Below are 12,822 nucleotides of genomic sequence, written 5' to 3' on the forward strand. Positions count from 1 at the left end.
CATGTCGACCTCTTCTCAGAGCCTTGCCGAGCTGCGCACCGGGTTCGTCGATCCGGGGCAGGGGTCTCGTCCCATGATGCGCTGGTGGTGGTTCGGCCCCGACGTCGCGCGCGCCGACATCGAGCGCGACCTGCAGACGATGCGCGACGTCGGCATCGGTGGTGTCGAGCTCGCCGTCGTCTACCCCCTCACGGAGCACACCGATCGGTTCATGTCGGACGGCTTCCTCGCGAACGTGCGCTTCGCCGCGGACCATGCGGCCTCGCTCGGGATGCGCTTCGACATCACGCTCGGAAGCGGCTGGTCCTTCGGCGGCCCCGACGTGTCGCCGGACAACGCCGCACGGCGCCTGTGGTGGGAGCGCCGGGAGATCGGCGTGGACGAGTTCGTGTTCGACTGGCGCCCCGGCTGGCCTGGCGATGAGCTGGTGGCGGTGTACATCGGCGACGGCTCGCTTCAGGAACCGCCCCTGGAGTACACGATGGTGCCGTCGACCGGTGGGAGCACCCGCATCCCTCGCGGCCTCGGCCCACGTGTGGTCCTGATCGCCACCGCTCGCCGCACCGGACAGCAGGTCAAGCGCGCCGCGGCCGGAGCCGAGGGGCCGGTGTTCGACCACTACAGCCTCAGCGCTGTCCGCGAGCACATCGCCGCGGTGTGCGATCCCCTCCTCGACAGCGTCGATGCGGAGCGCGTGGGCTCGGTGTTCTGTGACAGCCTCGAAGCGTATGCGGCCGACTGGACTCCCCGCGTGCTGGAGGAGTTCCGTCGCCGCCGGGGCTACGACGCCCTGCCGCTGCTCCCTCACCTGCACACCCGTGCGGCGGCGGGCGAGGAGCTTCGCGCGGACTACTACCTGACGCTCACCGAGCTGTACGAGGAGAACTTCGTGAGCCCTCTGCAGCAGTGGGCGCATGGCCGTGGTGTCCCCTTCCGGATCCAGGGCTATGGGGAACCACCCGCCGGCATCAGCAGCTTCCGTCATGCCGATCTCTTCGAGGGCGAGGGGTGGGGCTGGAAGGAGCTCACCCAGTCGCGCTGGGCGACGTCGGCGGCACACCTGTACGACCGGCGGGTGGTGTCGTCCGAGATCTGGACCTGGGTGCATTCCCCGTCGTTCCGCGCGACCCCGCTCGACCTCAGGGGCGAACTGCACGAGCACGCCCTCCTGGGGGTCAACCACTTCATCGGGCACGGCTGGCCGTGCACTCCGCTCGAGGACGATGACCAGGAGTCGCCGAGCCTCGGCCGCATGCTGTACGCCTCGGGAGCCCTCGACGCCCGCAACCCGTGGTGGCCCGCCATGCCGGCGCTGATGCGATACACCCACAGGCTGGCGTGGATCATGCGCCAGGGCGCGCCCGCGGTCGACGTCGCGCTCTACGCCGGGACCAGGGCGGCGTACGCGACGATGTTCAGCGACGCGGAATCCTCCTTGAACCTGTGGCAGTCCAGCAAGGACGTCATCGGAGACGCGTTGCCGACCGCCCTGCGTGAGGCCGGGTACGACTTCGACGCGTGGGACGACGACGCCTCCCGCACCGCCGCCGAGCGCTATCCCGCCGTGGTGCTCCCTGACGTCAGAGTGATCCCCGATGCCACGCTCGACGAACTGCGGGGCGCGCTCGCCGCCGGTCGGACCGTGATCGCGATCGGTCGTTCGGCCGCACTCCTGCCCGAAGCTCGAGCGGCCGTCGACCCCGCCGAGGCCGTGCGACTCCTCGACGAGTCGATCGGCCGGCCGCTGGCGACGGTCGGCCACCAACCCGACCTCGGCATCACCCGCAGACAGGTCGGAGCGACGGAGCTCTTCTTGCTGGCGAACACCGGGGCGACGCGCATCGACACCGCTGTGCTGCCTCGCACGCGCGCAGCGTCTGCGGAACTGTGGTCGCTTCTCGACGGCGCCGTGCGCCCGGTCCGCGACCCGCAGCAGGGCATCGCGATCACCCTCGAACCGTACGAGGCGGTGATCCTGGTGACGGGAGGCGACGAGAGCGACAGCATCCGGCCGGGGGAGGGGGACCCGACCTCGCGAGGCGGCGCGACCCTGGAGATGCCCGAGTGGGAGGTGTCCTTCCCCGGAGCCGACACGAGATCGGTCACGGTCCCGCACCGGTGGGAAGACACCCCGGAGCGAGCCGCCTTCTCCGGGACGGCCCGGTACACGCGCACGGTCGACATCCCCCAGGGCAGCCCGCTCCTCGGCGATCACACGGTCCTCGACTTCGGCGACGTCGTCCCCGATGTCGCGGGCGATGACGAGGCGCAGGGCATACGCGGCCGATCGTTCCGCGTCTCGGTGCGTCCTCCCGTCGGTGAAGTGGCAGAAGTCCGCGTGAACGGCGAGGTCGTCGGGGTCGTCTGGGGCACGCCCTATCGGTTGCCCGTCGGGGCGCATCTTCGCGTCGGCAGCAACACCCTGGAGATCGAGATCGCGAACACGAACGGCAACCGGATGGCCCACGATCCGCGGATCGTCGCGGATGCCGAAGGCACCCGTCGCTGGTACGGCCGCCGATTCACGATGCAGGACTTCGATCGCGCCGGTGACCGGGTCGCCTCGGGGCTGCTCGCCGTCCCCGTGCTGCGCGCATCGGCACCGTGAGCGTCGTCGACCCGCCGTTCGACGTCTTGGCGGCTGACCTGCGCGGCACTGTGGACACGAGTCGTCGGCGCCGAGCGGAGTACACCTCGGATGCGTCGAACTACCGTCTACTCCCTGCCGCCGTCGTCTACCCCGCCGACGAGCAGGATGTCAGCCGGATCGTGCGCTTCGGCCGTGAGCACGGTGTGCCGGTCACGGCACGGGGTGGAGGGACGTCGATCGCGGGCAACGCGGTGGGCGCCGGAATCATCGTCGACCTCAGTCGTCACTTCGGCGACATCTTCGAGATCGATCCGCAGGCGCGTACCGCGAGGGTGGGCGCCGGCGTCGTCCTCGCCGATCTGCAGCGCGCGGCCGCAGCGCACGGGCTGCGGTTCGGTCCCGACCCCTCATCGCAGTCGCGGTGCACGATCGGCGGGATGATCGGCAACAACGCCTGCGGGCCGCGTGCCATGACCTGGGGTCGCACATCGGACAACGTCGAGAGGTTGAGGGTCGTGGACGGCACCGGTGCGGTGCGCGTCCTCGGGCGTGGGTTAGCCGACGCACCGGAACTCGAGCGCCTCGTGGGGGAGCACCTCGCGACGATCCGCATCGAGTTCGGGAAGTACTCGCGTCAGGGGTCGGGGTTCGCCCTCGAGCATCTCCTCCCGGAGAACGGCCGCGACCTGGCCAAGGCGTTCGTCGGCACGGAGGGGGCGTGCGCCGTGGTCACCGAGGCGGTGCTGCGGCTCGTCCCGATCCCCGCGGCGACCGCCCTCACGGTGCTCGCCTACAGCGACATCGCGACGGCGGCCGACGACGTGCCGGCGATCCTGCGGGAGAAGCCGTTGGCGATCGAGAGCCTCGATGCCGCACTGCTCGCGGCGGTGCAGCGGTCTCGTCCCGATGTGCGGGTGCCGGACATGCCGCGGGGAGGCGCGTGGTTGTTCGTCGAATCGCACGGGCCCGATGCTGCGGCGGCCCGCTCTGCCGCAGAGAAGATCGCTCAGGCCGCGCAGACGGTGTCGACACGGGTCCTGGACGACGGTGCGGACGCGCGCGCGTTGTGGGCGGTGCGGGCCGACGGCGTCGGTCTCGCAGGGCGGACGGCAGAGGGTCAGCCCGCGTGGGCAGGGTGGGAGGATGCCTCGGTGCCGCCGGAGCATCTCGGCGGGTACCTCCGCGCCTTCGACGATCTCAAGGCGGAGTACGGTGTCAGCGGATTCTCCTATGGTCATTTCGGCGACGGATGCGTCCATACCCGGATCGACTTCCCCCTCGCGACCGACCCGGCAGGCTTCGCCGAGTTCATCCGGAAGGCGGCGCGGCTGGTGCTCGAGCGCGGCGGCTCCCCGTCGGGCGAACACGGCGACGGGAGGGCGCGCGGTGCGCTGCTCGCGCAGATGTACTCGCCGGAGGCCATCGCCCTGTTCGCCGCTGTGAAGTCGCACTTCGATCCGGACGACGTGCTCAACCCCGGGGTCATCGTGGCACCCGCCCCGATCGACGATGACCTCCGGCTCCCGCGTGCACGCCCGCTGCCGGCGGTCGGCTTCGTCCTGCGCGAGGACCGGCGCGATCTCGCCGTCGCCGCACACCGGTGCACGGGCGTCGGCAAGTGTCGCACCACGGGCGCAGCCGGTCACGACTTCATGTGTCCGTCGTACCGGGCGACCGGCGACGAGCGCAACACCACACGCGCGCGGGCACGCGTGCTGCAGGAGGTGTCGAACGGCTCATTCCTCGCCGACGGCGTGCACAGCGCCGAGCTCGCGGATTCGCTGGACCTGTGCCTGTCGTGCAAGGCCTGCTCCTCGGACTGCCCGGCCGGGGTCGACGTGGCGACCATGAAATCCGAAGTCCTGCACCAGCGCTATCGCGGGCGCATCCGACCCCTCGCGCACTACACGCTCGGCCGGCTGCCCCGATGGCTGCGTGTGATCGCCCTCGCTCCCCGCCTGGTGAACACGGTCGGGCGGGCGCGGGGCCTTTCACGGCTCGCAATGCACGCGATGGGCGCCGACCCGCGCCGGTCCCTCCCGCGGATTCCGGAACAGACCTTCCATTCGTGGTGGCGGCGGCGTCCGAGCGCGCGGCGGGACGGTCCGGAAGTCGCGCTGTGGGCCGACAGCTTCAGCAATGCCATCAGTCCGCATGCCGCGCGCGCCGCTGTCACCGTGCTGGAGGAGGCCGGGTATCGAGTGCGGGTCGTCAGCCCGGACGTGTGCTGCGGCCTCACCCTCATCACGACCGGGCAGCTGGATGCCGCGAAGCGCGAGCTGACGCGGATGCTCGACGCGATCGCCGACCTCCTCGCCGCGGGCACGCCGATCGTCGCGCTGGAGCCCTCCTGCCTCGCCGTGCTTCGCAAGGACGCTCATGAGCTCCTGCCGGACGACACGCGTGCCGTCCAGGCCCGTCGGGGGGTCTTCACGCTCGCCGAGTTCCTCACCGATCGTCGAGGCGCGCATGCCGCGATGTGGAGTCCCCCCGACCTGTCTGGCGTGGAGATCATCGTGCAACCGCATTGTCATCATCACGCCGTCATGGGATTCGCCGCAGACCGCGCTCTGCTCGAGAACACCGGGGCGCGGCTGATCGAACTCAACGGATGCTGCGGGCTCGCCGGCAACTTCGGGATGGAGAAGGGCCACTACGACCTCTCGGTCGCGGTCGCCGAGCTCGGCCTCGGCCCGGCGCTGCGGGAGCATCCGGACGCCCTGCTGTTGGCGGACGGGTTCTCCTGTCGTACCCAGGCCGACGACCTGTACCGGCGTTCGGGCATGCATATGGCCGAGCTGCTCGCCGCGCGGGGAGACCCGGCCAGGCGGTCGGCCCTTGGTACTGTGGCCTCGTGACAGCTGCCAGAACGGCCAGGGTCGGCGTGCGAGAAGTCGCAGCCGAGGCGCACGTGTCCATCGGAACGGTGTCGCACTATCTCAACGCCCCCGAACGCGTCTCCGAAGAGAAGCGGAAGCGCATCCAGGCGGCGATCGAGGCTCTGGGATTCGTCCGGAACAGCGCAGCAGGGCAGCTTCGCAACGGGCGCAGTCACATCATCGGCTATGTCGCCCCCGAGGTCTCCACCCCGTACTTCGGGCTCGTGGCGGAGGGCGTCGAGAGTCGGGCATCCGCGGCGGGATACTCCGTGCTGATCGCGAGCTCGCACGGCAATGCACAGCGAGAGCTCGACCTCATCGCGATGTTCGAGGAGCAGCGCGTCGACGGCCTGATCGTCGCCACCCGGCACGAGATCGAGGAGCAACTCGCGCAGATGCGTGCACGCGGCATTCCGTCGGTCATGGTGAGCAGGCAGGCGAGAGCGGCGGAGCAGCCGTCGGTGTCGGTCGACGACCGCCGTGGCGGGTTCCTGGTCGGTGAACATCTGTGGCAGTCGGGGCGGCGGCGGATCGCGTTCGCCGGCGGCCCATTCACGATCAGGCAGGTCACCGATCGGTTCACGGGCCTGCAGGATGCGCTCTCACCTCACGGGACGGCTTCCATCGAGGTGATCGAGTGCGTCGACCGGTCCATCGATGACGGTGTCCGCATCGGTGCGATGCTGGCGGCTCGCGAATCCGCGCACCGACCCGACGCCCTCTTCGCGGTGAACGACATGATTGCGATGGGCGTGATGCAGGCGCTCATCGAACGCGGCGTCCGGGTGCCGGAGGACATCGCGGTCGTCGGCTACGACGACGTTCCCGTTGCCGCCGCATCCATCGTGCCGCTCACGTCGGTGCGCGCGACGCGCGACACCCACGGCGAAGCCGCATTCGAACTTCTCCTGGACGCGATCGAGGCGCGGGACTCCTCCCAGCCTCCGCCGGTGCGTCATCTGGTCTTCGAGCCGGCGCTCCACGTCCGGGCCTCGAGCGCCGAGCGCCCCGGGGTGACCTGAGGATCAGGGGTCGACGACCTCGAAGGTCATCTCCTCCGGTCCCGGTCCCCACGGGTCGAAGATGATGTCGGGGTCGTAGACGTCGAGCGGACGCTCCTCCGGTGGTCCCCAGAACCCGTCCGCATCGAGCGCGCGGAAGGTGAACCAGTACCAGCCGCGGGAGTGCATCCGCAGTCGTTTCACGGCGTGACCGGTGTCGTCGAGCGGGAAGATCGCCGTGTGACCCTGCATCGTGGTGATGTAGATCGAGCCGTTCGCGGGGCCGGTGGCGGCGATCACCAGGCCGGTGGTGCTCGCCTCCGCGATCTGCATGTCTTCGGTGCCGACGATGTCTTCGAAACCCTCGATCACGATGGGGAGGATCGTGAAACTCCCCGTGGTCGCGGGAGACTGCCCTGCGTCATCGAAGGCCCAGGCCTGGTAGTCGTACGTGCCGGCGGCGAGCTCGAGGGCGCGCGGATCGAAGGACCAGGCCCCGTCCGGTGCGACCTCCGGCGTGTAACGGGCGCCGTCGACGTCGACCCCGACGGCGGAGCCGGCCGTGGCCACTCCGGTCAGGACCGGCGCCAGGTATCCGGACTGCGTGGCGGGCGTCGAGAGGCCAGGGCTCAGCGTCGAACCGGGGCTCTCTCCCGGACCCGGTGTCGTCCCCGGAGCAGTACCCGGAGGCGTGGGGCTGAGGGGCACGGGGGCATCGGGGTCGTTGATGAGGTCGACGGAGTCGACCGTCGGATCGTCGTTCCAGCGGCCGAGGCGTGAAGACGGCGGGGGCGTGGCGGGGAGCGGCGCTGGCGTCGCATCCGTGCCGGCCGGGGCGCCGACGCCGGGGAGGGCTGGCGCTTCCACGGCGGACGCGGTGTCGGTCTCCGCGAGTGCGGGCGCGACGGCGATCGGCGCGGCCCCGGGGAACAGCAGGGTGCCGAGCAGCAGCGTGCCGGCGGTGAGCACGCCCACCCCGCCGGCGAGAAGACTCGTGACGCCGACTCCGGCGCCGGTGGCGAGGGCGGCGACCGCGGCAGCAGCCGTGCCGGGAGCGAAGGCGCCCGCCGACGGCACCACGACACCCAGGGCGCCGAAGCCGACGGCCGACAGGGTGACGCCGTGCAGACGCTGGGCGTCGTTGCGCAGACTGAGAAGCAGCTCGCCGCACTGGTCGCACGACGACACATGGTCGGCGACCTCCTGCGCCACGGTCGCATCCTGCGGTTCCGTGAGGTGTCGAGGGAAGAGCCGCGCGGCATGCGCCTCGTCGTCGCGCAGCCGCGTGGGAACCTGCGCCGTGAGCCAGTGGACCTTGAGCCCTGTGCGGGCCCGGCGCTGCAGGGCGGAGACGGCGTTGGGCTTGATGCCGAGTTCGACCGCGATCTCCGGCCGGGGCATCTCGGCGACCTCGGTCAGCCAGAGGACCCGCTGCCACCGCTCGGGGAGCGCCTGAAACGCTCCGAGGAGCTGATGCGCGTTCGACTGCCGTTCCACGATTCGGAGTGCGTCGCGGAAGTCGACCTGATCCGCCTCGACGGTGTCGTCGATGTGCTCGGCTTCCTTCCGCCACCGGATCGCGGTGTTGCGGATCACTGCCTTCAGATACGAGCGGAACGCGAACTCGGGTCCCCGGCTCGTCGTCGTCACCTGCTGGTAGACGGCGACGAACGCCTCGGAGACGAGGTCTTCGGGGTGGGACGGGAACAACCGATGCGCATACCGCAGCGCGGCGCCGACATGACGTTCCCACAGCGCCGCGTACGCGGCCTGATCGCCTTCTCGGAGTGCTCGAAGGAGTTCGGCGTCCCCACGAGAATCTTCCACGCCTTCCCTTTCCAGAAGAACGCCCGCTCATCTTCGACGAGCAGTCGATCGCAGCCTGATTTCCACGATCGGTCAGATTTGAATGTGCCTTCAATATTAGTGAGGACTCGACGCGTGCGGAGGTGAATCGATCGACAGAACGTACCCTTCAGCCCACGCGATTCGTGCCAGTTCAAGCTTCGAGCGCGCGGGGCGGCCCGGCATCGAGAGCTTGTCGCGGACGCGTTGCAGATACTTGCGCGCGGTGTCGTGCCGCACGCCGATCCGCTCCGCGACTTCGGCGATCGTGAGACCGGATGCGTACAGGGCGAGCACGCGCTCCTCCTGCCTGCTCAAGCGGGGAGCGCCCTCGGGTCCGGGCGCCGGTGGGCGTGCGCCGGCGCTGATCGTCGACCCGCCGCTCAACACCGTCTGCGCCGCCGCGAGGAATGCGTCTTCATCGTCGGCGGTCGCCACCACCGCGTCGATGCCCGCCGTGACCAGCTGATTCGTGAGGACACGACTGCGCGACGACAGCAGAGCGAGCACGCGGATGCCGGCGGCACGGAGCGCCGCGATGACGGTCAGATCACGCGAGGACCCGGGGTGGATGTCGAGCGCGATCACCAGCAGATGCGGCCAGCGGGTGCGGTCGGTGCGCTCGATCCAGGCGAGGAACTGGCCCACAGTCGCGGTGGCGTGTACCACCTCCAACCGCAGTTCCTGAGACAGCAGCTGCCCCACGCGCGTGCGCTGGAGCACGGACTCGTCCACGACCGCAGCCCGGCGGACGCGCCGTGCTCCGTCGCTGTCACCGTGCACGTGAGCTCCCTTCGGAAGTGACCGCACAAGCGGAAGTGATCCGGGGGTCACGCGCGACCCCCGGAAGGGGTCATCCCCGGAACGGAGTGAGGGCAGAGGCGAGGAGACGGTCTCCCTGCCTCTGCCCTCGCAGCGTGGCCGACGTCAGACGTCGACTCCGCGCCGGCGTGCCCGCATCAGGATCGCGCCGACGACGACGGCGAGCACGGCTACCGCGGTGGCCGCGAGCGGAACCGTGCCGCCCGTGGCGGCGAGGTTGCCCGCGCCCGCAGGAACCGGAGCGCCGGGCGTCGGGGTCGGGGTCGGGGTCGGGGATACGACGACCGGCGCAGCCTCCACCGTGACGGTCTGCGCCGCGTCGTCGATGTCCTGGTGCACCGCGAGCGGTTCGCCGGAGGGCTCAGTGCCCTCGAAGAGCGCCTCGAACGCGACGAGCACCTCTCCGTCGAACCCTTCCGGCACGACGAAGTCCACCTCCACCGAGCCATCCGGCGTGGTGGGCGTGAACGTCGTCGATCCCGTGATGCCGGTGGCCTGGCCGTCGGACTTGCGCATCAGCTCTCCCCAGAGCGTGTACTCCGTCCCCGGCACCAGGTTCTGATAGGCCACGGTGTCGACCACCGTTCCGCCCTTCCAGTCCAGCACCCTGTCGCCGTCTGCGGCGTCGAGCAGCGAGGTGCCGATCACGGGCTGGGCGGCACCCGGCTGCGCCGCCCACTGCACGGTGGCTTCCGCGGTCGTCTTCGTCGTGTCGGGAGCGACGAGGATGATCGACTGCGCGTGGTCGGCCGCGGTCGGCGTCCCACCCGGGGTGTTCGGCACCGAGATCACCGTTCCGGTGCTGCTCGACCCCTCTGCCGCGACCTGCACCGTGGCGCTTCCTGCCGCCGTGCTGCCGCGAAGGTCGAGGTAGAGCTCCTGACCGTCGGCGACGGTGCTCAGGTCGAGCGCTGTCCCGTTCCCGTCGGTGACCGACAGCGCAGGGTCGACCGTGACGGCGACCGACGTCTGGTTCGTGCTCACCACGAAGGGACCCACCAGCGTCCCTGCCGTCTGCGCCGCACCCGGTGCCGTCACCGCGGCGGTGACCCCGAAGTCCTCCGGTGACAGTCCCGGGCTCGCGTTCGCGCCGTTCACGAGGTACCAGTAGGCGGCCTCCGAGTCGGGCGTCTCCCACGCCCATGCGGCATCGAAGGTCAGGTCGGTGTACCGCCAGAGTGCGTACTGGGTGGCCTCGATGGCGTCGTTCCGCGTGATCGCGGGAACCCCGGCCGCGGCCCCGAACTCCTCCAGGCTCACCGCGGGATAGCTGTTCGCCAGCACCCACAGCACCTTCCCTGTGACAGCAGGGTCGGTGAAGTGGTTGCTGCCCAGGTAGCTGTCGATGTCGCCGGCGGTTCCCACGAGTCCCGTCCGCGCCGTGACGTCGTGCTCGATGCAGTACGCCCAATAGTCGGGCTCGCCGGTCTGGACGCCTCCGGACCAGATCGGAAACACCCCGGTGCCCCCGTACCCCTGCTTGCCGCCGATGTAGACCGCGTCCCCGGGCTCGACCTCTGCCGCCGTGGCCGCGCCGAGTCCGACGGGGGCGATGACGGCTCCGAGTGCGAGCACCGCGCCCGCGACCCATCGTCCCGCTCGCATCGCGCTCTTCGTCGTCTTCCTGCTCCTCATCGCTCGTCCCCCGTGCCGGTCATGCCTGGCAGGCGGGGTTGACGGCCGTGAAGGTGAACGGCCCGACCCAGATGTTCTGGTTCGGTCGGTCCGTGGCAGAGCGTCCGGAGTTGTTGGCCACGAAGGTGAGCGTGAACGCGCTGGTGAACGGTGTGGTGACGGCGACGTTGCCGGAGGTGCTTGTGGGCACGACCTCGACGTTCGGGGAACCCGTGAACGGCCGCCACGGGTCGGTGCCGGTTCCCTGGCCTCGGACCCACGCGGAGTCGTAGGTGCCGGTGCCCTCCGACACGTACACGCGCTCCGCGCCCCCGAGGCCGTCCTGCGCCTGGAAGCCGTCGATGTCCTTGATCTTGTACGACAGGTTGTCGATCGTCGTCGGTGCCCCGTCGTAGGCGAAGGTGAACGTCACCCGCTCCCCGCCGCCGATGTTGCGCAGGTCCGCCGTGTCGAGCGAAAGCCGCACGCTGGGCTGTGCCTCCCCGCCCTGAGTGGTGGAGTCCAGCAGCAGATTGTTCGCCGTGTTGATGGTCATGTTGCTCGCGCCGTTGGGGGCGGCGGTGAGGGTGAGCGTGAGGGCCTTGCCGTCACCGAAGAGATTGCTCCAGGTGAACACGGCCGAAGTGGCGCTCAGTCGCGAGTATGTGGCGGTGCTGGTGCTGATCGTCGCCGAACAGGCTGCCGATGCCGCTGCCAAGGGTGCGGCCACCGCGGCGGCGATCACGGGCAGAGACCACGCTGCGCCATGCAGCACCGTCCTGCGCGACAGACCGTTCCCCGGCACTCGTGCCTCTGTCTTTTCCATTTATCCAACTCCCCTTCGATTCGGACGACCATGGGTCGATACATGAAGAAGGAGTCGGAGGGGTCGGAAAGGTGACGCGAGGGGTCAGAACTTTTTCCGCGGCGTCGTCCACGTGGTGCTCCCGGCTGAACGAGCGGACGAGCCACACGATCGCCGCTATGGCAGGTCGGCGAGATCGACGTCGTCGTCTTCGTCGTCCTCGACTCCGTCTTCGCCTGCGTCGTCGGTCGACGGCATATCCGGATCGATGCCTTCTGCCTCGACGGCTGGTTCCTCGTTCGTGTCGTTCTGCGGGGCGGACATAGGGGCTTCCTCTCGCGGTGGGTGGGCGACCAGTGTCCCTCCGGAGCCGGTCCTGCGCCTTCCCGTTGACAGGACGCGTGGCCGGGCCCACAATCAGTCGTCGAACTCCGAGGAGAGTTCCGCGCTGAACTGTTCGACTTCTCGCTGTGCCTCCGACAACCGAGAGGCCTCGGCGACGGTCTCGCTCAACGCCGTGGGTGGCGCATGGTGTGCGCGGGCCGTGCGGAGATTCGCTCGGAGGGTGACCGATGCTCCGGCGATCCCCGAGGCGAGCGCGGCGGCGCCCACGGCGAGGTCAGCAGTCAGGTGAGGGTTCCCGATCTCGCGTAGCAGCCTCATCTCACGGATCAATTCGATCCCGACACGACCGATTCTCCCTGCGGAGTGAGCGGCGCCGAGCGCGGCGTCCCGGACACGCACGCCGCGATCCGGATGATCAGGAGCAAGCCCGAGGGCCGCTCCGAAGTCCGCGGAGACCGCACCGTCGGTCTCGGCTGCGCGCAGCGCGTCGGCGCGGAGCTCGACCAGACGACCCGCGGATTCCGCTGCGCGGGGGTCGTCGGGAGTGTACGCCGCGACCATCCGGAAGAGGGACGCGGCCACGCCCAGCAGGATTCCCGAGGCCGCGCCGCCTCCCGGAGCGCCGGTCGAGTCGCCGAGCTCCGCCAGCCAGTCGTCGACGGGGAGTGAGGTCGGCACCTCGCTGCTCTGACCCGCGCTGCTCTGACCCACTCGTGTCACCTCACGCGGGTCGAGGTCGGACCACGGTTCTCATCCGTCCTCGGGGTCGTCGGCGAGGACATCGCCGTCCGCGTCGTCCCCATCGGTCGGCGGGACGGTCGGCGGAGTGCCCTTGCCGTCTTCGGCTCCGAGGTTGTCGTTCTCCTCGGGGCCGGGCGACCCCTCGGTGCTGATGTCGTTCCGGTCGTGGCTGCTCATGTC

General features: G+C 70.0%; 10 protein-coding genes. 3 read left to right on the forward strand and 7 right to left on the reverse strand.

Annotated features, from left to right (window positions below):
• Position 1 precedes the first annotated feature (1 nt).
• Genes AB0E56_RS06620 through AB0E56_RS06630 form a run of 3 tightly spaced genes read left to right on the forward strand, consistent with a single transcriptional unit; the run spans position 2 to position 6,491 of the window.
• Positions 2-2,608 carry a glycosyl hydrolase gene (locus tag AB0E56_RS06620; RefSeq protein ID WP_359797628.1) on the forward strand — a complete coding sequence of 869 codons (2,607 nt, stop codon included), beginning with the start codon at positions 2-4 and terminating at the stop codon, positions 2,606-2,608.
• Entirely contained in the window at positions 2,605-5,448 is a 2,844-nt protein-coding gene (locus tag AB0E56_RS06625; RefSeq protein ID WP_359797630.1) for an FAD-linked oxidase C-terminal domain-containing protein, read from the forward strand. The genes AB0E56_RS06620 and AB0E56_RS06625 overlap by 4 nt, the downstream gene beginning before the upstream one ends.
• The gene (locus tag AB0E56_RS06630) at positions 5,445-6,491 is read left to right on the forward strand and encodes a LacI family DNA-binding transcriptional regulator (RefSeq protein WP_359797632.1); all 1,047 of its coding nucleotides are present in this window, start codon (positions 5,445-5,447) and stop codon (positions 6,489-6,491) included. The genes AB0E56_RS06625 and AB0E56_RS06630 overlap by 4 nt, the downstream gene beginning before the upstream one ends.
• Before the next feature lie 3 nt (positions 6,492-6,494).
• Here AB0E56_RS06630 and AB0E56_RS06635 read toward each other — a convergent pair whose 3' ends face one another.
• The 7 genes from AB0E56_RS06635 to AB0E56_RS06665 all read right to left on the reverse strand — a co-directional run bounded on the left by AB0E56_RS06635 (position 6,495) and on the right by AB0E56_RS06665 (position 12,819).
• Positions 6,495-8,297: a sigma-70 family RNA polymerase sigma factor gene (locus AB0E56_RS06635; RefSeq protein WP_359797634.1), complete on the reverse strand. Its 1,803-nt coding sequence runs from the start codon at positions 8,295-8,297 to the stop codon at positions 6,495-6,497.
• A 96-nt stretch (positions 8,298-8,393) separates the two neighbouring features.
• Positions 8,394-9,098, reverse strand: a complete 705-nt coding sequence (locus tag AB0E56_RS06640; protein WP_359797636.1) for a sigma factor-like helix-turn-helix DNA-binding protein — start codon at positions 9,096-9,098, stop codon at positions 8,394-8,396.
• 144 nt (positions 9,099-9,242) lie between these two features.
• On the reverse strand, positions 9,243-10,772 hold the full coding sequence (locus AB0E56_RS06645; protein WP_359797638.1) for a VaFE repeat-containing surface-anchored protein: 1,530 nt from the start codon (positions 10,770-10,772) through the stop codon (positions 9,243-9,245).
• 19 nt (positions 10,773-10,791) lie between these two features.
• Positions 10,792-11,577: a hypothetical protein gene (locus AB0E56_RS06650; protein WP_359797640.1), complete on the reverse strand. Its 786-nt coding sequence runs from the start codon at positions 11,575-11,577 to the stop codon at positions 10,792-10,794.
• Positions 11,578-11,733: 156 nt separating this feature from the next.
• Positions 11,734-11,880, reverse strand: a complete 147-nt coding sequence (locus AB0E56_RS06655; RefSeq protein WP_359797642.1) for a hypothetical protein — start codon at positions 11,878-11,880, stop codon at positions 11,734-11,736.
• A gap of 93 nt (positions 11,881-11,973) precedes the next feature.
• Positions 11,974-12,612, reverse strand: coding sequence for a cyclodeaminase/cyclohydrolase family protein (locus tag AB0E56_RS06660; RefSeq protein ID WP_359797643.1), 639 nt, complete (start codon positions 12,610-12,612; stop codon positions 11,974-11,976).
• 39 nt (positions 12,613-12,651) lie between these two features.
• Positions 12,652-12,819, reverse strand: a complete 168-nt coding sequence (locus tag AB0E56_RS06665) for a hypothetical protein (protein WP_359797644.1) — start codon at positions 12,817-12,819, stop codon at positions 12,652-12,654.
• Positions 12,820-12,822 lie beyond the last annotated feature (3 nt).

This window comes from Microbacterium sp. NPDC028030 (assembly GCF_040637855.1).
In the GTDB taxonomy this organism is placed as follows: Bacteria; Actinomycetota; Actinomycetes; order Actinomycetales; family Microbacteriaceae; genus Microbacterium.